This window comes from Motiliproteus coralliicola, assembly GCF_003345655.1.
Taxonomy (GTDB): Bacteria; Pseudomonadota; Gammaproteobacteria; order Pseudomonadales; family Balneatricaceae; genus Motiliproteus; species Motiliproteus coralliicola.
This window is the reverse complement of sequence record NZ_QQOH01000001.1, coordinates 301,461-324,124: the sequence shown is the minus strand read 5'-3', so window position 1 is coordinate 324,124 and position 22,664 is coordinate 301,461. Positions and strand designations below refer to the sequence as shown.

Genomic DNA, 22,664 nt, shown 5'->3' with positions numbered 1-22,664 from the left:
TAGAGTCCCCAAGGGACTCTTTTTTTTACAGCGGAGAACCATGGAAACCCTCTCCTATCTAAGCGCCTTTATGGTGGGACTGCTGGGCGGCGTCCACTGCCTGGGGATGTGCGGCGGGATCACCGGCACCCTGAACCTCGGACTGGAACCTAAACAGCGGGAAAATGCCGCCACTCTACTGCTGTTCCAGCTCAGCTATAACCTGGGCCGAATTTTCAGTTACACCCTGGCCGGTGCGTTGATGGGAGGGCTTGGCATCCTGTTGGTCCAGTGGCTGCCACTACAAACCGCCCAGCGGGTGCTACTGGGGTTTGCCGGCATCTTTATGATGCTGCTGGGGCTCTATCTGGGTGGTTGGTGGATGCTGCTAAACCGGGTTGAGCAGTTGGGGCGGGGATTATGGGTGCAAATCGAACCGCTGGGACGTCGGTTACTCCCCGTCAAGACTCCCTCTCAAGCCCTGCTACTGGGCACCCTGTGGGGCTGGCTGCCCTGTGGACTGGTCTACAGCATGTTAATCAACGCCACGGCTAGTGGTGGCCTGATCAACGGTGCCTTGCTGATGCTGGCATTCGCCTTAGGAACGCTACCGAATCTGCTGTTGATGGGAGTTCTCACTGGAGCCGCCGCGCATCTTCTGCAATCGAAACGGGTCAAGCAGCTGTCCGGCCTGCTGGTACTGGGATTCGGAGTCTGGACACTCTATCGTGCCCTGCTGTTGGGCTAGATTGCTATCGAGCCCTAGCCCTACCGATCGGATTAATTTTCGTCCAACACCACCACGTCGGAGTTGGGAAAACGCTCGAAGGTGCCTTTGGATAACTTGCCCTGGGCCGCCTGATGCATCGCATCAGATTCCATCACGATCAGAACCAGCACGGAAACCAAGGTCGGCAGCAAACCGATACCGCCAATAATGGCCAGCACCGCCACCTTCATCATCCCGAGGTAGGTATAGCCAACCCAGCCCAGTCCGGAAATAACCAGCAACAGACATAGCACGCCTAAGAAAACCATCGAGCGGCGAGCCGCCATCTGCCAATGACACATCACATACCAGCTGGCGCCCCGATCACGCTCCTTCTTGGCCCGCATGATGGTAAAGAGCAGCACCACACAGGACACCACCGGCACAAGCGCCAGCGGTTGCCACATGGAATTGACAATTCCCAGTGAAGCGACAAACCACAGGATGTGGTTACCGATCAGGTTGGTCAGAAAAAGCTCATGGGGCACTTTGGCCTTGGCCATCTCTTCAGCGGTGATCTCAAATTGCATCGACGGTCTCCATCAATCACTTAACTGTTTTATTTCGTGCAGATTGCTACAATCGCAACCCTATTAATTCTTCATGTGCGGAACGGATCTGCACCATATATTTTCAACCCGGAACCCCTATGGACCGCAAAATACCACTCGTTATCCTGGCCGTCGTTATCGTTGTCTCCGCCCTGGCCATCCTCACTCCGGGAGGCCGCCAAGCCGACGTCAATCCAAAGCTGCCCTGGCAGATCAATCTTCGTGACGACGGTGCCACCGAAGTGTTCGGGCTGGTCCTCGGCCAAAGCCCGTTAAGTCAGGCCAGCCAACTGCTGCAACAGGATCCGACCTTGAGTCTGTTCCGCTCTCCTGCCGGCGAATACGCCGTGGAGGCCTACTTCCAGCGCGCCTCCCTCAGTGGCCTCCGGGCCGACTTTGTCATGACCCTGGCCGTTGACCAGAATAAAGCGGCGCAGATGTTCGATCGTGGTCTGCGAATCAGTCAGCTCGGCAGCGGCACTAAAAAGGTCGAACTGGCCGATACCGACATCCAACAGGCGATGGCTTCAACCATCGATCTGATCACCTACATTCCGAGCGCCGATCTTGAGCCCGAATTGATCAGCCGCCAGTTCGGTGAACCGGCACAGAAGCTCGATGATCCTGAGGGTCCACAGCACTGGCTATACCCGGCCAAAGGCCTCGATATTGCCGTTAATCCGGAAAGCAAAGAGGTTTTCCAGTATATCCACCCGCAGCGCTTCGACGCGCTGATCCAGCCGCTTCAGGCTCAACAACCAGAAAGCTGATCGCTCTAGCCATTACGCGTCTCTGACTGATTCGACTCCTCATCCGGGGAGTCGACATCAACCTCTGCCACCTTTTGCTGGGTTTGCGCAGCCTCGGACTTTGGATCAACCTCTTCCAGATCATCCAGATCGTCATCCATCAGAATACGATGCGCTTCGCCCTGCAGATCGTCAAACTGACCGCTCTTGGCAGCCCAGAAGAATACGACAACCGCGATCAACCCCATCGCAATCATGCCCGGGATCAAACCATAAATCACTTCCATCGTAGACCTCCAACTCTCAACTGTTTGCCGTCGCCAATCACGCTTTCTTACGACGGAACAGCGTCGAAATTCGCGCGGCATTACCGATCACCGTTAACGAACTGATCGGCATAAAAATCGCTGCCACCAAGGGCGTGACCAGCCCCATCATTGCCAATGGCACCATGATACTGTTGTAGGCTAACGACAGGCCAATATTTTGTCGTACTGTGCGTAGGGTTCGCTGCGACAACTGAGCCGCCTGATCCACTCGAGCCAGATCATTACTTAGCAGCACGATATCGGCACTGGCGATCGAAACATCGGTACCCGAGCCCAGCGCGATCCCAACATCAGCCCGGACCAGTGATGGAGCATCGTTGACGCCGTCACCCACCATCACCACCTCATGCCCACGGGCCTGGATCTCGGCGATCGTTCGATCCTTATCCTGCGGCAATACTTCGGCGATCACTTCCATACCGCCCAGCTGCTCGGCCACCGCTTCGGCTGTCTGGCGGCGATCCCCGCTGAGCAAGGTTATTTCGGCCCCCTGGGCCTTAAGCCGATCGATCAGTTCCTTGGCACCTTCACGGATCCGGTCTTCCAACGCGATCAGCGCCAGCTCCCGGCCATCGCAGGCCACTCGTATCGAGCTGATGCCACGTCGATCCATCTCGGTGGCGGCCTGCTCCAGCCGAGCATTCGACTCGACCTGCTGCTGGCGTAACCAATCCGGTGTTCCGATCAGCCAACGGTGGCCATCGACCACCCCGACAACGCCCTGACCAGGAAAGCTGCTGAACTGTTCGGCAGAGATCGCCCTTGGCTTCAACTCCTGCTGCTCAGCGCAGCTTACGATCGCAGCCGCAATCGGGTGCTCAGAAAGCTTCTCTATCTCGGCGACCTGCCGCAACAGTGCCGCCGTCTCCGTGTCCATGGCAACCTTCTGATCCGGTTGCCAGTATTGATTCGAGGTCACCAGCGCGCTGAGCTGCATCCGACCTTCGGTCAGGGTTCCGGTCTTGTCGAACACAAAGTGTCGAATCGCCGACAGTCGCTCCAGCACCTCGCCGTTTTTCACCAAGATACCGTGGCGCGCGCCAAGCCCCGAGGCCACCGCAATCGACATCGGCGTGGCCATCCCCAGCGCACAGGGACAAGTGATGATCAGCACCGATGTCGCCACCATCAAGGCCTGCTCAATGCCTGCCCCCCACCACCAGATGAAGCTGGCTAACGCCAACGACAGCGTCACCATTACAAACCAGGGCACAACCCGATCAGCTAGACGTTGAATAGGTGCCCGGCTGCTCTGGGCATCTTCCACCAGATGAATAATCTGGCCCAGCGCACTCTCGCCCAGCAGGCCTGTTACTTGGATCACCAGCGTACCGCTGCCGTTCAAGGTGCCGGTATTCACCTGCGCCCCGACGCCCTTAGTCACCGGGATCGACTCGCCGGTCAGCATGGCTTCATCGAGCTGGCTACTACCTTCCAGTACGATCCCGTCGACCGGAATTCGCTCACCCGGTTTGACCAGCACCCGATCACCTTTCTTGATCGCCCGAATCGCCACCAGCTCGGATTCGTCACCGTCGGGACCGGCGGTCAGCCGAGTAGCCACCTTCGGCTGCAGATCAAGCAGACGCTGGGTCGACGCCAGCGCCTTGCGCTTGGACATCGCTTCCAGGTAGCGACCAACCAAGATCACGAACAGAAAATTCACCACCGTGTCGAAATAGACCTCCCCGACCACCGAGCCGGTGAAGGTGACATAGGTCGAATAGAGATAGGTGATGGTGACGCCGATGGCGATCGGCAGATCCATATTGGGGCTCAGATTACGTATGCTGAACCAGGCTCCACGGAAGAACGGGTAACCGGAATAGATTAGTGTCGGAGTAGCCAGTGCCAATCCGACCCAGTGGAACAATCCGCGGAACTCACCCTGATCCGCGCCGGTATAGAGCGCGATCGAGATCCACATCAGGTTCATCATCGCAAAGGCGGCGAACCCCATCCGGAACAGCAGGTGACGATTCTGTTTCTTGAAACTGTCTTCGGCGCTGTTGGGATCATAGGGAACCGCCTTGTAGCCAAGCGTTCCCAGCAGTTCCAACATCCGGGACAGCGGCAGCCGGCTGCGGTCCCAAAGCACCTTGAGTTTACGGCCCGACAGATTGACCCGAGCTTCTTCGATGCCCGGCTGACGTCGCAGGCTGTTCTCGATCAGCCAGACGCAGGCGGCACAATGGACCCCCTCGACCAGCAGATGCACCTCAGATGCGTCCTGCCCGGTGGCGACAAACTCCTGCTGCACCTCTTCGAGGTCGTACATCGCCAACGCATCGGTCAGCTCTGGCGGCGGCGCCAGTTGCTCGCCTTCGAGAATACGATCATAGAAGCCGCCCAAGCCGGCGCCATGGATCGTCTCGGCGACCGAGCGACAGCCCTGACAGCAGAACTGCTGACGCTGACCATCGATCAAGCCGTCAACGATTTCGTTGGCCGGCAGTGGCAACTGGCAGTGATAACAGGGCTCGACTGCGTCAGCAGACGATTCGGCCTGGCGGGACAGGGTCGACGACTCCGTCATTTAACGGTTATTCAGGCTTGGCGACGTTGATGCGCAACGCTTCGCTGTACTCGGCGTCGGCTTTGGTGACCACCACCAACACATCCCAGATACCCGGGAGCGGGAAGGCGACCATAGCGCGGTAGACACCGTTCTGCAGCTCTTCCATCGGTACGTCGAAATCACCCTCTTTATGGGTCGGGCGATAGGCGAACAACCTTACGCTGTCAGGAACCAGCAGCTCACCCTCTTTATCACTGAGGAAGAAGCGAACCTCGCCATCGGTATTCTGAATCAGCTTCGGGGCCGGTTCGATACGCATATTCCAGCCTGGATCCTGCGCCATGCGCTTAAGCATGTTCTTCTCGTAATCCTGACCTCGCTCGTAATAATTATCCACTACGAGTCCCGGATCGTTGGTTTGAGCCAGATAGATAAAGACGCCGTTGGCGATAAAAAACATCAGCAGCAGGCCACTCCAGATGAGGAACACAGGGCTGCGCCAGGGAGAAGACTTAGTCATAAGTAACACTAGTTCTAAAAAAACAACAAAGCCCGACGGCCAAGCCGCCGGGCCGGTTTATTTTATCGGGCCGGGCCGATAAATACACTCTCACGACTACTGCTGAAGACTTCGGTACCTTTTGAAGTCGTGATGGTGAACTTGATCGGCATCGATTCAGCCGTCAGCGATGACTGGGGCACCCGTACAAACACGGTGCGCGGCGTGACATTGCCGTGACGAGCATTAAAGCCGTCCTCAGAGCCCGTCATCTTCAGCCCTTCCGGGCCTTCAGCGATCACCATGATCTTAACGTCATCGCTAAGCTTGTTGAGCACCTTGAGGGTGTACTTGTTCTGGATAGAGCCATCGCTCTGCATCACGAACAGCGGCTGACGATCATGAAGTACCTTCAGATCGATTGCACCCAACGTGCTCAGGCCGTAGACGATACCGCTCAGAGCGAAGGTCAGAATTGCCGAGTAGACCCAAACCCGGCCACGCTTATGCAACGGGACACTGTGGCCAGTTTCCAAGCCCTCCAACGACTCGTAGCGAATCAAGCCGGTCGGACGGCCTACCTTCTCCATAACCGCATCGCAGGCGTCAATACAGAGCGCACAGGTAATACAGCCTTCCTGTTGACCGTGACGGATATCGACACCGGTCGGACATACCGCAACACACTGATTACAGTCGACACAGTCGCCGGTAGTGCGATCCTCTTCTTTCTGATTTTTCTTGATCCGGCCACGAGGCTCACCGCGAACAAAATCGTAAGTCGGCAGAATCGTGCTCTTATCGATCATGACCCCTTGAATACGCGCATAGGGGCACAACCACAGACAAGCTTGCTCGCGTAGAAAACCTGCCAACACATAGGTACCGGCGATAAACATCCCGATAAAGACCGTCGAGGCCATCCCCGCTTCGAAACGAACCAGCTCACCCCACAGGGTGAAGGAGTCCTGGAACCAGGCCACGAAACTAACCCCGGTCAGGAAAGCAACAAGCAGCCAAAGCGCATGCTTCTGGGTTTTGACTTTAATCTTCTGGAAGGTCCAGGGAGCCGCATCCAATTTACGACGTTTCTGCGGCCCACCCTCAAACTTCTCTTCGAGCCAGGTGTAGATATCGGTCCAGACAGTCTGGAAACAGAAAAAACCACACCAAACCCGGCCGGCAACAGCCGTTACGACGGCCAGCAGGATGGCAAAGAACAGCAACAGCAGCGCCAGCATCCAGAAATCCTGAGGCAGGATGGTTGCGCCAAAAATATGAAATTGACGATTAGGGATGTCGAATAGCACCGCTTGGCGGTCATCCCAGCGTAGATAGGGCCCCAGGAAAAATAGCAGCCAGAAGCTGTTGGACCACCACTTCAAATTGCGCCACTTACCACCCATACGCTTGGCGTGGATCTTCTCCTCACCAGTATTAACGTGCCAATGGCCAGACTCGGCGTAGATATCATCTACCGTACTGGTAGGAATCTGGTTGTTCAGATCGTTCACCCGAATTCTCCTTTGCTGACTTAAGGTGCCGTAGCTCTGCTCTGGCTACGTCAATGACACCCCGTCCCTGATATTCACACTCACTGCCGCTATTCTATATTAGTAATTATTAATATATAAGCTCGTAACCCCAAACAGCGAATAACTCTACTGTCTGGACAACAAGCTTTTAGTCTGAATTTTGCCCCCGGCAAAACCCACAGTAAAAGCTTGAGTAGCAAAAAAGGGGGCAACCGTAGCCCCCTTTTATTACTGTTGCTGGAACCTTAGAACCTATTCCTGGCTCTTGGTTTCATTGATCAGTTTGACTGCCTTAACGCAGCAATAAACCACGATCGCAGTCGCACCAACCACACACAACACCGATCCAATAACTACAGCATCTACACCCATAGTATTCTCCCCTTATCCGTGGGTGAATGTTGGGGGGCAGCTAGCCACCCCCCAGGAGGATCACATCGTTACTGACCGCCGCCCAGCTTGTGGACGTATACCGCCAGTTTCTTGATATCGTTGTCACTCAGACGAGCACTGAACGCCGGCATCACCGCTTCGCGGGTCATCGGGTCATTGGCAGCGTTAACACCATGCTTGATGGTGTACTTGGCGCTGGCCAGCTTGTCGTCTTCGTTGAAACGCCAGATGGCATCGGTCAGGTTAGCTGAACCCATGATCTGAAGGCCTTTGGCATCAGGACCGTGACAGGCAAAACAGCCCTTGGTCTGATACAGCTCGGCGCCAGCCTCGTTGGCCTGACCTTGGCTCAAGTCCACGGTGTACTGTGCCAGGGTATCGATCTCCTGATCCGACAGTGTTGCACCATGGGCAACCATGATGCCCTGACGACCGCTGGTGATGGTCTGGGTGATGGCTTCAATAGTGCCACCATACAACCAGTTATCATCAGCCAGTACCGGGTAGCCCGGACCGCCCTGACCACCAGCACCGTGACAGGCCTGACAGTTGTCACCGAACAGAACGCGGGCCGAAGCCGTTGCGTAACCGCTCAAACCATCGTCAGCCAGAATCTCAGCCGGGGTCATACCCGCGATCTGATCTTCAAACTTGGCACGAACCGCCTGAACTTCTGCCACGCCGTCGTTGTACTCGCCGATCTGGGTCCAACCCAGCACACCTTTGGTGCTGTCTTCACCCAGCGGGATCATCGGGTACAGGATGCCGTAAGCCACCCACCAGAGGACTGAGGCCCAGAAGCCTACCATCCACCAACGCGGAACCGGGTTATCCAGCTCCCGAATATTGTCGTCCCAGATATGCCCAGTGTTGTTTTCACCGGGAAATGGGTTTTTTTCATCCGCCATTTTTCTCTCCGCTATCTAACCGCTCACCGTCGTCAAGTTGAAACTTGCGATCTTCAAGTTTCTCCTTGTTCTTCGGACGGTAGGCGTAGACGTAAGCTACAACCATGAGGACAAAGATGACCACGGTCAGGATCGTTCCGACCCAATCGGTCGCGGTCATCGCCGCCCAATCAGTACTGAAATATTCTTTCAGACTACTCACGGTAAACCTTGTTATCGTCCAGCTTGGCCATCGTACCCAGCACCTGCAGGTAGGCGACCATCGCATCTTCTTCGCTCTTACCCTTCACCGCAGCCGGAGCTTCGGCGATGTCGGCATCGGTGTAAGGAACGCCGATGGTTTGCAGGCCGCTCATGTGACGAGCAATCTGCTCACCATCAACTTCGGCATGCTGCAGCCATGGGTAGTTAGGCATGACGGACTCGGGCACAACGGAGCGCGGTGCACGCAAGTGCTTACGCTGCCAGTCATCGGAGTACTTACCACCTACGCGAGCCAGGTCAGGACCGGTACGCTTGGAACCCCACTGGAACGGGTGGTCGTACATCGACTCCGAAGCCAGTGAGTAGTGACCGTAACGCTCTTTCTCGTCACGGAACGGACGGATCATCTGTGAGTGACACAGGTAGCAACCTTCACGCAGGTAAACGTCACGACCAGCCAGCTCCAGCGGAGTGTAAGGACGGATGCCGTCGCCGGCTTTCCAATCCTTCATGGTGGCGTCTGCGGGACGATCCCAGACGATCTCGGGTGCGGTGCTCTTGTGCTCCATCGTCTTATCGATGGTGAACAGCGGAACGATCTCGACGATACCACCCACCGATACGGCGATTGCGGTCATCAATACCAGCGCCCAGATATTAACCTCCATCTTCTCCTGGAGGTTCTTCGGCTTTTGATTATCTGCCATTTTCCGTTTCTCCCTTAAGCGCTGGCCAAGGCAGCAGTACGCGCCTGGTCAACTTTGCCTTCTGCGGCAGACTTACGAACAGTCATCACTACGTTGATCAGCATGAGGACTGCACCGGACAGGAAGATCGCACCACCAATCGCACGCATCGCGTAGTACGGATGCATCGCTTCGACGGACTCGGCAAAGGTGTAAACCAGGGTGCCGTATTCGTCATAGGCACGCCACATCAGACCCTGCATGATACCGGACACCCACATCGCAACGATGTAGACCACAGTACCGATGGTGAACAGCCAGAAGTGAACGTTGATCAGCTTGGCGGACCACATTTCAGTGTGGAAGCAACGGGTGATCAGGTGGTAGATCGCACCGGCACCAACCATGGCAACCCAGCCCAACGCACCAGAGTGTACGTGACCAACGGTCCAGTCGGTGTAGTGAGACAGGGCGTTAACGGTCTTGATAGACATGACCGGACCTTCGAAGGTCGACATCGCGTAGAACGCCAGCGACATGATCAGGAAGCGCAGCGTGTAGTCGGTACGCAGCTTATCCCAAGCACCGGACAGGGTCATCATACCGTTGATAGCACCACCCCAGGACGGGATGATCATCGCCAGAGATACCGCGGCACCCAGAGAACCAGTCCAGTCCGGCAGTGCGGTGTACTGGAGGTGGTGAGCACCCAGCCAGACGTAACCGAAGGTCAGCGCCCAGAAGTGGATAACAGACAGACGGTAAGAGTAAACCGGACGACCAGCCTGCTTCGGTACGAAGTAGTACATAATGCCCAGGAAGCCAGCAGTCAGGTAGAAACCAACCGCGTTATGGCCCCACCACCACTGAATCATCGCATCCTGTACACCAGAGAAAATGGAGTAGGACTTGAACAGACCAACCGGGATCGACAGGCTGTTTACGACGTGCAGGTAGGTGATCATGATCATCATCGCCAGGAAGAACCAGTTCGACACATAGATGTGCGAGCTCTTACGGATAGCGATAGTCATGATGAAGTTGAAGCTGTAGGCCAACCAGACCACAGCGATGGCAACATCGATCGGCCACTCAAGCTCGGCATATTCCTTGCCTTGAGTGAAGCCCAGCGGCAGCGTGATAACTGCGCTAACGATAATCAGGTTCCATCCCCAGAAGGTGAACCACGCCAACTTCTCGCTCCAAAGGCGAACACCGCAGGTGCGCTGGACCGAGTAGAATGCCGTTGCCATCAAGGCACAGCCACCGAACGCAAAGATTACCGCGTTGGTGTGTAACGGACGCAAGCGCCCAAAGGTCAATTGTGGAATATCGAAATTAAGTACCGGCCATGCCAGTTCCGAGGCGATATACACCCCGACGGATGCGCCTACCACCAGGTAGACAACAGCCATAACGGCGAACCAGCGCACAACCCCGAGGCTGTACTTCTGCTCTGCTCTGGCGTCCATGAACCCCCCCTTCTTGGGTCAGACAAATTTGTTGTGGTGCAATAACCCCACTAACACGCAGGATTTTTGCGGGCTTTATAAGACCGTTTTTTGTGACAATTGTCAAACATATCTATGGCTTTTTTAACGCCTCAAATACCCCGCAAAACCGCTCAACTACTTGAGATTAAGCCGTTTCTTATCAATGCATAATCGGTTCCAACTTGGCATTTTTTCGACGCAGTTCTGGCTTGCAAAAAAACACATTGCAACGCAGCAGAAACCGACTAAAAGAGTACGGAATTCCTACTTTTTTAGCACTGACAACATAATCAAAACGGGTCCCAAAAACCCGACCTATTCACTCAAAGATTGAGATCAACCCGGCGTCAATACTGGCCCCTTTCCACTTCTCCCACTACCCATAACAACGAGCTCATTGTTACCTATCACCACAGCCACCCCTTCATGCAGAAACTTGACATATGTAAATTTTGGTCTACATACCTCAAACCCCTGTTCAATAGCTACTGCAACCCAACTCGCAGTGTGTTCTAATAATTCCCCATCAACCCGAGGCTCATTTTGGGTCATTGCGGCATCTTTCAGTCTTTTTTGTTGGTGTATCTGACGTGGTAAAAAACTCCCAAATCCAGTGGAACCTGGAGCTGATCAAGCGTTACGACCTATCCGGCCCACGCTATACCTCCTATCCAACCGCTATCCAGTTCGATCCGGAACTGAGCGCCGAGCAACTGGTACAGACCGGCCAAAGCACCGCTGACTCCAGCGCACCGCTTTCGCTGTACTTCCATATCCCGTTCTGTACCCATGTCTGTTACTACTGCGCCTGTAACAAGATGATCACCCGGAACAAAAAGCGGGCCGCGCCTTATCTGGATGAGCTCTATAAAGAGATGGCCACGCTATCGAACTGGTATTCCAACGACCGCATCGTTAATCAGCTGCACTGGGGCGGCGGCACTCCGACCTTTATCAGCGACGATGAAATGCGCGAACTGATGGATAAGACCCGTCAGCACTTCCACCTACGCGACGACGATCAGGGTGACTACTCCATCGAGATCGATCCGCGCGAGGCGAACGCCCAGCGCATGGAGGTGATTCGCGAACTTGGCTTCAACCGGGTCAGCCTGGGGGTTCAGGATATCGACCCCAAGGTGCAGGAAGCGGTCAATCGGATTCAACCCACCTCGATGTCCGAGGAGATCATCACCAGCGCACGCGAGCTCGGTTTCAAGTCGGTCAACGTCGACCTGATCTACGGCCTGCCCCATCAAACCATCGACGGCTTCGCCAAAACCGTTGAAACCATGATCGAACTGAGCCCGGATCGCCTGTCAGTGTTCAACTACGCCCATATGCCGGACCGATTCCGCTCCCAGATGCATATCAACGGTGAAGACCTACCCGCGCCCAGCGACAAGCTGGTGATTCTGGAGAACACCATCAATCAGCTGATCGATGCCGGTTACCAGTACATCGGCATGGACCACTTCGCCAAGCCCGACGATGAGCTTGCCGTTGCTCAACGCGAAGGCCACCTGCACCGTAACTTCCAGGGTTACACCACCCACAGCGACTGTGACCTGGTTGCCATGGGGGTCTCCGCTATCAGCCAGATCGGCGACGTCTATTACCAGAACGAGCACGACCTGAAGCTGTACCAGAAAGCGGTGGCCGACAAAGCCCAAGCGATCAAGCGAGGCGTGATCCTGACCCGTGATGACAGCATCCGCCGTCGGGTTATCACCCAGCTGATCTGCCATTTCGAGCTGGACCCCAGCGTTATCGAGCGCGAATTTGAGATCGACTTCGACAGTTATTTCAAAGACGAGCTGGAACTGATCCAGCAGTTTGCCGCCGACGGCCTGGTGGAAATCGACGGTCGCCGCATCGAGGTCACCCCAGCCGGACGCCTGCTGATCCGCCGTATCTGCATGACTTTCGACGCTTATATGCCGAAACTGCAGGCTGGACGTACCTTCTCTCGCATCATCTAAACAGCCGCCAGCAGCGAGGTTGCTCGCTGCTGGCAAGCTTTTCTGCAAACCGGGCTGTTTGAGGGTTCACCCACGCCGATAGATGGGCCATAATGCGTCGGATAAGCATTTGAAAAACAATCCAGCGCAGGAAGCTCACTCTATGGCTGTGAAGCCGAGCACTCAGGATAAGTCTCGTACTTTCAGCGACGTACAGTCACAAAATAGCGGTCTTGTGAGTCTGTGCCTGCCCTTCACGCTGGAAAGCCAGGATGCGGCTCAACTGGAACGAATCATCGAACAGAGTCCGCCACTGAAAAAAGGCGGGCACTTGTTCCATCAGGGCGAACCCTTCACTGCTATCTATGCGGTACGCGCCGGCTCTATCAAAACCTATACCGTCACCAATGCGGGCGAAGAACAGATCACCGGTTTCTACTTTCCCGGCGAGATGATCGGATTGAGCGCCATCGATACCGACGACTACCCCATCTCCGCCAAAGTCCTGGAAACCACCACCGTCTGCGAAATTCCCTACGACAGCTTCGAACAACTCTCCAATCGCCTGCCCTCATTAAAAGCCGAACTGATCAAATGCATGGGCAAAGAGCTACGCGAAGAACAGCAGATGATGCTGCTGCTGAGTAAAAAAACCGCTGAAGAGCGGGTCGCTACCTTCCTGCTGAAGCTTTCCGACCGGTTCAAACGCCGCGGCTACTCCGCCTCGCTTTTCCGCCTGTCGATGTCCCGTAACGAGATCGGCAACTACTTGGGGCTTGCGGTCGAAACCGTCAGCCGAATCTTCAGCCGTTTCCAAAAACAGCAACTGATCCAGGTTGAAGGCAAAGAGGTCGAGCTCCTCGATCTGGACGAACTGCGGATTGTCTCGGGTGAAGCCCGTCACGACGAGCCGCTGATCCCCTAAGCGAACATCCTTCCTACCCGACTGCGCAATGGCCGCAATAGCTGCTATGATTCGCGGCTGCCAATTTATCGATTAAGCGGCCACCGAGCCGGAGAGTAAGAAACACAGGAGCTATCATGTCCTACGACGAGTGCTATATCCGTTCAGTCATCCGTGCCGTACCCGACTGGCCCGAGCCCGGTGTCATGTTCCGGGACATTGCACCGCTGTTTCAGGATCCCAAAGCGCTTCATTGTGTAATCGACGCGTTCTCCCAACGTTACATCGATGCGGATATCAGCCATATCGCCGCCCTTGATGCCCGTGGTTTCCTGCTCGGCTCGATCCTGTCCTACAAACTGAACCTGCCGCTGATTCTGATCCGCAAGAAAGGCAAGCTTCCCGGTGACACCCTCACCGAGGAGTACCAACTCGAATACGGCAGTGCCTGTGTTGAAGTTCACACCGACGCCTGTAAAGAGGGCGACAAGGTGCTGCTGATCGACGACCTGATCGCCACCGGTGGCAGCCTGCTGGCCGCCAGCACCTTGCTGCGCAAACTGGGTGCCGAAATCACCGAAGCGGCCGCCATCATCGACCTGCCATTCCTGCATGGATCCAGCAAAATTCAGGAAGCTGGGATTCCGGTCCACACCCTGATCGCCTACTGATCATGCCTGCGCAGGTTATCCGTCGATAACCTGCGCCGCCTTGGGTTGCCAACTGGCATTACTGGGGCATTCCACTCGATCATGCTATGATCGCTCGCCCTCGGCGAGGTCCACTCGCTTCTGTTTATTCGAGATTCTTTACAGGTTCCTGTATGTGGTTCAAAAACCTAGTTTTTTATCGTTTCACCCGTCCTTTTGAACTGAGCGCCGAGGCGCTGGAACAACAGCTGGCCGAGCAAACCTTCAGCCCTTGTCGCTCCCAGGAACTGAGCCGCTACGGCTGGGCAGCACCGATGGCCAAGTTGAGTGAGCAGCTGGTCCACAGCGCCAACGGTTCGTTGCTGATCTGCGCCCAGAAAGAGGAAAAGATCCTACCCGCCTCTGTGGTCAAGGATCAGCTGAGCGAAAAGGTCGAGCAGATCGAAACCGAACAGGATCGAAAGGTTCGTAAGAAGGAGCGCGATGAACTCAAAGACGAGGTCATCATGACGCTGCTTCCCAAGGCCTTCAGCCGCTACCAGCGCACCCTGGCCTATATCGACCCGAAACTGGGACTGCTGGTGGTCGACGCCAGCAGCGCCAAGCGTGCCGAAGAGCTGTGCTCGCACCTGCGCCACACCCTGGGTTCGCTGCCGGTCAGTATCCCCGCGTTAAATAATGCACCGGCCTCCATCATGACCAGCTGGTTGGACAAAGATGAAAGCCTGCCGGGCGGCCTGGAACTGGGCGAAGAAGCCGAACTGAAGGATCCCAGCGAGAACGGAGCTGTACTGCGTTGCAAACAGCAGGACCTGCTGGGTGTCGAGATCGAGCCGCACCTGAAAGCCGGCAAGCAAGCGGTCAAGCTGGCGCTGGGCTGGCGTGATCAAACCAGCTTCATACTCGGTGAAGATCTGATCCTGCGTCGTCTTAAATTTGCCGATGCGCTGCTCGATCAGGCCGCCGACATGGGCGCCGAAGACGCCGCGGCCCGATTCGACGCCGATTTCTACCTACTGACCGAAACCCTCGGAACATTGCTTCCCGAACTGCTCGATGCGCTGGGCGGTGAGAATCAGGACGCCTACCAATCGGCCATCGTTTCCAGCAGCGCTGAAACAACTACGGCAGCGGCTCTATAATTGAGCCATCGAATTAACGGACCACTCTGATGTACAGCGTTAAAGAGATTTTCTACAGCCTCCAGGGAGAAGGCGCTCAAGCCGGGCGCGCTTCGATCTTCTGTCGATTCAGCGGCTGCAATCTCTGGTCCGGCCGTGAACAGGATCGTGCCAAGGCCCAGTGTGATTTCTGCGATACCGATTTCGTCGGTACCGATGGCGAGCTGGGCGGAAAGTACCCGACCGCCGAACAACTGGCCGATACCGTGGCAGCCCTGTGGCGCCGGCGCAGCAATCAGGCCCAGGGCGGCACCCCTTATGTGATCTGTACCGGCGGCGAGCCGCTACTGCAGTTGGATGAAACGCTGATTCAGGCATTTCAAGCCCGCGGCTTTGAGGTCGCCGTGGAAACCAACGGCACCCTACCGGCACCGGCCGGGCTGGACTGGATCTGTGTCAGCCCCAAGGGCAGCAGCGAACTGGTCCAGCTTCGCGGCCACGAACTGAAGCTGGTTCATCCCCAGTCGGGGGTCGACCCGGCTGACTTCGCCAGCCTGGATTTCGACAATTTCTATCTACAACCTCTCGACGGTGGAGATAACAACGCCAATCTGAACGCCTGCCTGAGCTACTGCCACGAGCATCCGCGCTGGCGACTGAGCCTGCAGGTCCATAAACTGGTCGATATCCCCTGAGTCAAACCAACGCTGTTGGAGCCCGATCATGTTGAAGCTCGAATACTACGTCCCGGCCAGCCACCTGGAAGCCACTCAGCAAGCCATTTTCGCCGCCGGCGCGGGCCGGATTGGTAACTACGACAGCTGCTGCTGGGTGACCGAAGGTCGTGGCCAGTTCCGCGCCCTGGACGGCGCAAACCCCTATTTGGGCCAGGTCGGTCAGGTGGAACAGGAACCAGAGTACAAGGTCGAGTTGGTATTGGACGAACAGGTCCGTAGCGCCGTTATCGCCGCATTGAAACAGAGCCACCCCTACGAAACACCGGCTTATCAGTTGATCCCAGTGCAAACCTGATCCACCAAAGCCGATAGATCACAGCCCAATAAGCCTGCCAGGGTTTTCGTTTAGCGGTTTTTGTTTAGCAGTTTCAACCCCCGGATCAACTGGTTAAAATAGCGCCCCTTTGGGCCGCCTGCCTGATCCCCTCTGACATTACTGGATACGTATGGAAATTTACAAAGAGTTCACCTTCGAAGCGGCCCACCTGCTGCCCCATGTTCCGGAAGGGCACAAATGCGGGCGCCTGCATGGCCACTCTTTCTTTGTGCGGATCTACGTCAGCGGCGAAGTGGATAGCCATACCGGCTGGATCGTCGACTTTGCCGATATCAAGGCGGCGTTCAAACCGATCTATGACCGCCTAGATCACTACTACCTGAACGATATCGAAGGGCTTGAGAATCCCACCAGCGAAGTGCTGGCGAAATGGATCTGGAAAGAGCTGAAGCCTTCGCTGCCACAGCTGAGCAAAATCCTGATCAAAGAAACCTGCACCAGCGGCTGCGTTTACGAAGGCGATTAACCGACTTTCAATCCTAACAACCTCCGCCTGCTAGGCTAAAACTAACGATCCAACGGTTCGAACCGAATGAGCGCTGACCCTACCCACAGTCATTCCCAAAGTCATAGCCATGGCCACGGTCACCACGGCCATGAACACGGTTTCTCTGCCGATGACTTCGATCTGCCGGACGATAAACGCAAGTATGCGGTTCGAATCACCTGGTTGGGGGCCATCATCAACGGCATCCTCGGGGTCGCCAAAGTGGTGGTTGGCTGGCTGTTCGCATCCCACGCGCTGATCGCCGACGGAATCCACTCGTTGTCCGACCTGGTCACCGATTTTATGGTGGTCTTCATCGTCAATATCTCCCATGCCGAGCCGGACGAAGACCACCCTTATGGGCATGAGCGATTCGAAACCCTAGGCACCGTTGCGCTGGGTTTCTTGCTGGTCGCCGTGGCGGGTGCCATGGCCTACGACAGTATTCTGAACCTGTTTACCAACACCGAAGCTCGGATTCCCGGTTGGCCGGCCCTGGTGGTGGCTCTTGCCTCGCTGATCGCCAAGGAGTGGGTGTTCCGCTTCACCCTGGCCGCCGGTAAAAAGCTTGGTTCCGACCTGCTGATCGCCAACGCCTGGCACTCTCGTACCGATGCCTACTCCTCGCTGGTGGTACTGATCGGTGTCGGCGGCGCGATGCTGGGTTTCCCCTGGTTCGATTCACTGGCTGCGGTGGCAGTGGCGATCTTTGTTGCCAAGATCGGCTGGGACCTGTGCTTTGACAGCCTGCGCGAGTTGGTCGATACCGCCCTGCCCGCCGATGAGCTCAAAGAGCTGACCGACGAGGTGATGCAGGTCGAAGGGGTCATCGCGGTACACAGTTTTAAATCCCGCCGGATGGGCTCCAAGTCACTGCTGGAGATGCATATCCAGGTGGCGCCCTATATCAGCTCGTCCGAGAGCCACTATATCGGTGATTCGGCAGTGCAGCGTTTGAAGGTCAAGTTCCCGTCGATCGGGCATGTGGTCTTCCATATCGATACCGAAGACGACGACGACCCCAATTTCTGTGCTGTCCTACCCTTGCGCTCCGAGGTGAAATCGGTGGTCGATAGTACCCTGAATCAGATCGCCCCGGAGTTGCAGCGTTCACGGATCAATCTGCATTATCTGAGTGGCCAGATCGAGATCGACCTGTTTATCGATGGTGGCGACGGCGGCCACCTGGTCAGGGACATCGAAATCCATCACCAACTGACTGACCAGCTCAACCAACAATTGAGCAGCCACAGCTGGTTCCGTAAGTTAACCCTGTGGAGCGCGGGCTGAGCTAACTAGGCGGCCTCTCTTTGAACCGCGCAGCGGTGGTTTCGGCTGCCGCGATCGCCATACCATCCGAATCTGAGGCCGGATCGCCGCCCACCGCCACATCCACGGCCAAAACCCGGCAAGCCCGCCCCAACGCCTGTTCTCGATCCTCGCAAACCTGGTCCGTACGTAGGTGCTGCAGCACCCGCATCCGCTTCAACACCTGCTCGACATCCGGCTTCATTCCCACCAGATAGATCAGTCGCTGGCCGGCTTTGATCTCCAGAATGATCTCTTCCAACGTCAGGGCGGTCGAGACATCGATATAGGAGACGCCGTGCAGGTCAAGCACCAGCGCTTCATGCCCTTGGTCGCTGCGCAGCCGGGCATGGATACCTTTCGCCGCTCCGAAACTGATCGGGCCGTTGATCCGGTAAATTGCTAAACGATCACCGCAGTGCTGCAGCATCCGCCGCTCGATCTGATCGAGCCCGGCATCATCGGCCTGTACCAGACGCAGCTCACCCAGCTGCAGGTCCGACAACCGCTTCACTGTATACAGATTGGCCAGAAAAACCCCGGTCCCAACCGCTACGATCAGATCGACGAAGACCGTCAGCAGCAACACCAGCACCATCAAGAACAACACAAACGGCGGTGCCAGATAGGCCCGGCGTAGAAAGTTCCAATCGATAATATCCAGCCCGACCTTGATCAAAATCCCGGCCAGAACCGCCAACGGAATCTTCTCGGCCAACGGCCCGGCACCCAGGACCACGGCCAGCAACAGCAGTGCATGTACCGCCCCCGACAGCGGCGTTCGACCACCGGCCCGGACGTTGACCACCGTACGCATCGTAGCGCCGGCTCCCGGCAGGCCACCAAACAGTCCGGATACCAGATTGCCAAGCCCCTGACCGATCAGCTCACGGTTGGAGCGGTGTTGGGTTTTGAGCATATTATCGGCCACCAACGAGGTCAGCAGCGAATCGATGGCCCCCAGCGCGGCCAGCATCAAGGCCGACGTCAACATCAGCTGCAGGTGCTCGGCGCTGAAGCTGGGAAGATGCCAGCCGGGCATTCCGGTTGGTATCGCGCCGATCACCGCCAGATCGCTATCGGCAAATCCCCAGAGCGCCATCAAGGTGCCTAGGATCAATGCCGCCAACGGTGCGGGCAGCCACAACGCCAACGTCGATGGCCAGAAGAACAGAATGACCAGCGCCATCACCCCGAGACTCAAGGACGCCGGATCGAGGGTCGCCAGTTGGGTCGGCAATGCCTTAAACGCCAGCAGCACATCGGCGCCTGCAGCAAAGCCCAATAGCGGCCCCAACTGCAACAGGATAATGATCAACCCGATCCCGGTCATAAACCCGGAGATCACCGGAAACGGCACCAGCGTGACATAGCGCCCCAGCCGCATCAGGCCGAACAGTATCTGAAACAACCCACTGAGCATAACCACGGTAAAGGCCATAGCCGGACCGGCCTGGGGATCCGCCGCGATCAACTGAGTGTAAACCGTGGCCATCACCACCGTCATCGGGCCGGTCGGGCCCGACACCTGGGCAGAGGTACCGCCAAACAGCGCCGCAAACAGGCCAACGAAAATTGCCCCGTAAAGCCCAGCAATGGCACCCGCGCCGGAGGAGACACCGAACGCCAACGCCAACGGCAACGCCACCACCGCCGCCGTGATCCCGCCAAACAGGTCACCGCGCAGGTTATTGAAGTGCAGCCCGTGGAACCATGCCATAGCGACTCGTCCGGCTAAGAGATCAGACAGCTAGCAACCGCCTTGCGCGGTTGTTTTTTGATCAGACAGTTATATCCATTTGATCCATCAGGGTAAATCAAACTATCGCCCAACGTATCCCTTGGCCTGTTCAACAGCCAAAGCACGCCCAGTGTGAAGCCTCCCTGGCATCGCTTGCCTGGCCGGTCCGGTTCGGGCATGCTGGCGCATCGTTTTCAACCCAGCCTCATTACAACCAGCAATCCTGAAGCCTGCCGTGATAGAAGTACTGTATCAAGACGATTCGCTCGTCATCGCCGTCAAACCCGCCGACCTGCTGTCGGTTCCCGGGCGCGGGCCGGAAAATCAGGACTGCCTGCTGCACCGGCTACAGTCGGAGTTCCCCACCGCACGTATCGTTCATCGGCTCGATTGCGCTACCTCCGGCGTAATGGTGCTGGCACTTGATGCCGACAGTCATCGGGAACTGAGTCGACAGTTCCATGACCGGGAAACCCGAAAACGTTACATCGCCGTCGTCGATGGCACTCTCAAGCAACACCAGGGGCGAGTTGAGCTTCCGCTTCGCTGCGACTGGCCGAATCGTCCCAAGCAGATGGTCGATCACGATCAGGGCAAGCCGGCGCTCACCGAGTACCGGCTACTCGATCAAGCGGATGACCGCAGCCGGGTTGAGCTGATTCCGATCACCGGACGCTCCCACCAACTTCGAGTCCATATGCAGGCCCTGGGTCACCCCATCCTCGGCGATCGGTTTTATGCCACCCCCAGCGCACTGGCCAAAGCCGACCGGCTGAACCTGCACGCCGAACAGCTCGGGATCCGCCATCCCGTCTCCGGTGAGAGGATGGAGTTCACCGCTCCCTGCCCGTTCTAATCCTCCCGGCTGTCCCAATCTCAGCCCTCGACTGAGCTGGCGATCAGGCCGTTCAGACCGGCGTTGCCGGCAGGTTAAGCCAGTCAATCTCGTCTACTATAAACTCAGCCTCGGTGTTGTGTGCCTGTTCCCTGGTGTTGCGTTCCATTGCACGGAGCCTCGATGGATCTGACACGAAAACCGGTCTGTCAGCTGTAATCCATCTTCCTGAATCCAAGGGTTTAACGGGAAGAGATGAACGAGCTAAACCTACCCCAGCAGCGCTTCAGTCAGAGTCAAAGCTCTGCTCCGGGCCCCCATGTACTAATCGCCCCCGTCACGGCCTCTACAGCACTCAACGCCGCTTCCTTACTCTCCATTGCCCCCCATCACTTGCTCAAGTTACACCGCAACCAATCGGATACGTTCTATGGATGACGACCAACTCGAACTATTAGAACGCCGCCTGTCGGAGAATGTCGCCGAACGGGTCCGCCCGGCGCTGTTTAGACTCTACGCGGTGATGGGCGCCACTGTGATTGCCATCCTCGGTTTTGTCGGCTGGGATATCGTTTCCGATATCAAATCCGAAATCAAAGCCGAAATACAAAAAGAGATCGAAGAATCGATCGTTGCCGATATCAAGGAAAAGCGCACCGAAATTATCGAACTGATTGCCGAAACCCGCTATCTGGCTAAGCAGGCCAACGAAATCGTTATTACGCTGGAGGAGCAGATCCAGCAGTTTCAACCCCAGGCTGAGCAACTCGACGAAACCATCGCTAAAGTTAATTCGCTCAACGTCGACGCCAAGAATATCGTCGCACTCTATTCCACTGAGGTGAAACCCCTAGCAGATAACTTCGAAGTCCTCTCTCAACAGCTCAAAGAGCTGGCTGAGCAGGTTAGCGAGATCAACCAAATCGCCAATCATGAACCCAACAACGATGAAACCATGATGGAGATGGCCCAACAGGTTCGCGGCAGCGCCATATCCGAAGTGATCTCAAAAACCGCCAAAGTGGAGCAACTCTACAAAGATCGCAGCCGCGTTACCGTGTTCTTTCAATTCGCCGGAGCCCCTCGCGGTCAAGCAGAGGAGCTTTCCAGCGCATTACAACAACGGGGCTATATCGTCCCTGGCGAAGATCGAGAAGCGGCGGCGGCTCGCAAGCACGAGGTGCGTTATTTCCACGACGACGATGAGCAGGCCGCCATCGAACTGGCCTACGACACCACCCGTATTCTGCGCCAATTGGACTACTCGGAAACGACCCTGCCACAAATCAAGGTGGTGCCTTACGTCGCCTACAAAAAGAAAAAGCCAAGGCAGGGTGTGATTGAGCTATGGGTCGATCTTCCTAAACAGCTCCCCTGATTCAGAATTTAACTTTACCAGCACCCCGTCAAACCAACCCAGGAGCTTCAGATGAGTGGCTTAGAACTCTTTTTTGAAGGTATCAAACTCACCGGCTTAGTGGTGGGGTTTGCCTTAGTCATCATCAGGATTCGACAGACTCAAACTATCTTTATGGCGGATCACGACCGACGGAAGAAAGAATCTACCCTCAACGCTTATAACACCATCAGGGATAGCTTCAGGCAGCTTAACAACGAGATCTGTTCGGCGCTTTCGATCGAAAAAAATCAAGCGTCGCCGATCTCCAAAGACATCCTCACTCGGATCCTCAGCGAACCCGTCCATCGTGACAAGGTGGTCACCTTGCTGAGCTACATTCAGCGATTCGGCGTAGGCGTTAAGCACAAGATCTATGACACGGAGGTGTTATGCGACCTTTCCGGTAGCGCCTTTATCAATTTTTATAAACGTCTCAGCCCCTATATCGAAGCAGCAAGAACCGAGAATCATCTGCTGTATCAAGAAGCCGAGAGTTTCATCACAGAGCTTGAACAGATAAGGGAATTCAAAGCTGAGGAGTCCTGAGCCGGTCCTTAAATTGTTAACTATC

Annotated in this window: 23 protein-coding genes; 13 read left to right on the top strand and 10 right to left on the bottom strand. The window is 56.1% G+C overall.

The features are described 5' to 3' along the window. Positions 1-40: 40 nt before the first annotated feature. Positions 41-727: a sulfite exporter TauE/SafE family protein gene (locus tag DV711_RS01570; protein WP_114693890.1), complete on the top strand. Its 687-nt coding sequence runs from the start codon at positions 41-43 to the stop codon at positions 725-727. Between the two features lie 32 nt (positions 728-759). Here DV711_RS01570 and DV711_RS01565 read toward each other — a convergent pair whose 3' ends face one another. Next, on the bottom strand, positions 760-1,278 hold the full coding sequence (locus DV711_RS01565) for a hypothetical protein (RefSeq protein ID WP_114693889.1): 519 nt from the start codon (positions 1,276-1,278) through the stop codon (positions 760-762). Between the two features lie 119 nt (positions 1,279-1,397). Between DV711_RS01565 and DV711_RS01560 the strand changes: the two genes are divergently transcribed. Continuing rightward, a complete protein-coding gene (locus tag DV711_RS01560) occupies positions 1,398-2,069 on the top strand; it encodes a hypothetical protein (RefSeq protein WP_114693888.1) in 672 nt (223 codons plus the stop codon). Between the two features lie 5 nt (positions 2,070-2,074). Here DV711_RS01560 and ccoS read toward each other — a convergent pair whose 3' ends face one another. The 8 genes from ccoS to ccoN form a co-directional block, all read right to left on the bottom strand. Beyond that, positions 2,075-2,335: a cbb3-type cytochrome oxidase assembly protein CcoS gene (gene ccoS / locus DV711_RS01555; RefSeq protein ID WP_114693887.1), complete on the bottom strand. Its 261-nt coding sequence runs from the start codon at positions 2,333-2,335 to the stop codon at positions 2,075-2,077. Between the two features lie 37 nt (positions 2,336-2,372). Then, the gene (locus DV711_RS01550) at positions 2,373-4,913 is read right to left on the bottom strand and encodes a heavy metal translocating P-type ATPase (RefSeq protein ID WP_114693886.1); all 2,541 of its coding nucleotides are present in this window, start codon (positions 4,911-4,913) and stop codon (positions 2,373-2,375) included. Between the two features lie 7 nt (positions 4,914-4,920). Beyond that, a complete protein-coding gene (locus DV711_RS01545) occupies positions 4,921-5,415 on the bottom strand; it encodes a FixH family protein (protein WP_114693885.1) in 495 nt (164 codons plus the stop codon). Between the two features lie 62 nt (positions 5,416-5,477). Beyond that, entirely contained in the window at positions 5,478-6,908 is a 1,431-nt protein-coding gene (ccoG, locus tag DV711_RS01540; RefSeq protein ID WP_207802512.1) for a cytochrome c oxidase accessory protein CcoG, read from the bottom strand. A gap of 461 nt (positions 6,909-7,369) precedes the next feature. Beyond that, a complete protein-coding gene (gene ccoP / locus DV711_RS01535) occupies positions 7,370-8,230 on the bottom strand; it encodes a cytochrome-c oxidase, cbb3-type subunit III (protein WP_114693884.1) in 861 nt (286 codons plus the stop codon). Next, positions 8,220-8,432: a cbb3-type cytochrome c oxidase subunit 3 gene (locus DV711_RS01530; RefSeq protein WP_114693883.1), complete on the bottom strand. Its 213-nt coding sequence runs from the start codon at positions 8,430-8,432 to the stop codon at positions 8,220-8,222. The genes ccoP and DV711_RS01530 overlap by 11 nt, the downstream gene beginning before the upstream one ends. Then, a complete protein-coding gene (ccoO, locus tag DV711_RS01525; protein WP_114693882.1) occupies positions 8,425-9,141 on the bottom strand; it encodes a cytochrome-c oxidase, cbb3-type subunit II in 717 nt (238 codons plus the stop codon). The genes DV711_RS01530 and ccoO overlap by 8 nt, the downstream gene beginning before the upstream one ends. A 14-nt stretch (positions 9,142-9,155) precedes the next feature. Beyond that, positions 9,156-10,592, bottom strand: coding sequence for a cytochrome-c oxidase, cbb3-type subunit I (gene ccoN, locus DV711_RS01520; protein ID WP_114693881.1), 1,437 nt, complete (start codon positions 10,590-10,592; stop codon positions 9,156-9,158). 611 nt (positions 10,593-11,203) lie between these two features. On the opposite strand from ccoN, the gene hemN reads away from it, so the two are divergent. The 8 genes from hemN (at position 11,204) to DV711_RS01480 (ending at position 18,100) form a co-directional block, all read left to right on the top strand. Next, complete coding sequence (hemN, locus tag DV711_RS01515; protein WP_114693880.1) at positions 11,204-12,595, top strand: oxygen-independent coproporphyrinogen III oxidase; 1,392 nt, start codon at positions 11,204-11,206, stop codon at positions 12,593-12,595. A 142-nt stretch (positions 12,596-12,737) separates the two neighbouring features. Next, on the top strand, positions 12,738-13,499 hold the full coding sequence (fnr, locus tag DV711_RS01510; RefSeq protein ID WP_114693879.1) for a fumarate/nitrate reduction transcriptional regulator Fnr: 762 nt from the start codon (positions 12,738-12,740) through the stop codon (positions 13,497-13,499). Positions 13,500-13,615: 116 nt separating this feature from the next. Then, entirely contained in the window at positions 13,616-14,149 is a 534-nt protein-coding gene (locus DV711_RS01505) for an adenine phosphoribosyltransferase (RefSeq protein ID WP_114693878.1), read from the top strand. A 152-nt stretch (positions 14,150-14,301) separates the two neighbouring features. Beyond that, the gene (gene rdgC / locus DV711_RS01500) at positions 14,302-15,270 is read left to right on the top strand and encodes a recombination-associated protein RdgC (RefSeq protein WP_114693877.1); all 969 of its coding nucleotides are present in this window, start codon (positions 14,302-14,304) and stop codon (positions 15,268-15,270) included. Between the two features lie 29 nt (positions 15,271-15,299). Then, complete coding sequence (gene queE, locus DV711_RS01495; protein WP_114693876.1) at positions 15,300-15,944, top strand: 7-carboxy-7-deazaguanine synthase; 645 nt, start codon at positions 15,300-15,302, stop codon at positions 15,942-15,944. Between the two features lie 28 nt (positions 15,945-15,972). Continuing rightward, positions 15,973-16,281, top strand: coding sequence for a YqfO family protein (locus DV711_RS01490; protein WP_114693875.1), 309 nt, complete (start codon positions 15,973-15,975; stop codon positions 16,279-16,281). A 151-nt stretch (positions 16,282-16,432) separates the two neighbouring features. Beyond that, positions 16,433-16,789 carry a 6-carboxytetrahydropterin synthase QueD gene (gene queD / locus DV711_RS01485; protein ID WP_114693874.1) on the top strand — a complete coding sequence of 119 codons (357 nt, stop codon included), beginning with the start codon at positions 16,433-16,435 and terminating at the stop codon, positions 16,787-16,789. A 66-nt stretch (positions 16,790-16,855) separates the two neighbouring features. Beyond that, positions 16,856-18,100, top strand: a complete 1,245-nt coding sequence (locus DV711_RS01480; RefSeq protein ID WP_114693873.1) for a cation diffusion facilitator family transporter — start codon at positions 16,856-16,858, stop codon at positions 18,098-18,100. A gap of 1 nt (position 18,101) precedes the next feature. Here DV711_RS01480 and DV711_RS01475 read toward each other — a convergent pair whose 3' ends face one another. After that, the gene (locus DV711_RS01475) at positions 18,102-19,838 is read right to left on the bottom strand and encodes a SulP family inorganic anion transporter (RefSeq protein ID WP_114693872.1); all 1,737 of its coding nucleotides are present in this window, start codon (positions 19,836-19,838) and stop codon (positions 18,102-18,104) included. Positions 19,839-20,094: 256 nt separating this feature from the next. Between DV711_RS01475 and DV711_RS01470 the strand changes: the two genes are divergently transcribed. The 3 genes from DV711_RS01470 (at position 20,095) to DV711_RS01460 (ending at position 22,639) form a co-directional block, all read left to right on the top strand. Further along, positions 20,095-20,715 carry an RluA family pseudouridine synthase gene (locus tag DV711_RS01470; RefSeq protein WP_114693871.1) on the top strand — a complete coding sequence of 207 codons (621 nt, stop codon included), beginning with the start codon at positions 20,095-20,097 and terminating at the stop codon, positions 20,713-20,715. A gap of 409 nt (positions 20,716-21,124) precedes the next feature. Beyond that, a complete protein-coding gene (locus DV711_RS01465) occupies positions 21,125-22,072 on the top strand; it encodes a hypothetical protein (protein ID WP_114693870.1) in 948 nt (315 codons plus the stop codon). A 51-nt stretch (positions 22,073-22,123) separates the two neighbouring features. Continuing rightward, positions 22,124-22,639 carry a DUF4760 domain-containing protein gene (locus DV711_RS01460; protein WP_114693869.1) on the top strand — a complete coding sequence of 172 codons (516 nt, stop codon included), beginning with the start codon at positions 22,124-22,126 and terminating at the stop codon, positions 22,637-22,639. The last annotated feature ends 25 nt before the right edge of the window (positions 22,640-22,664 follow it).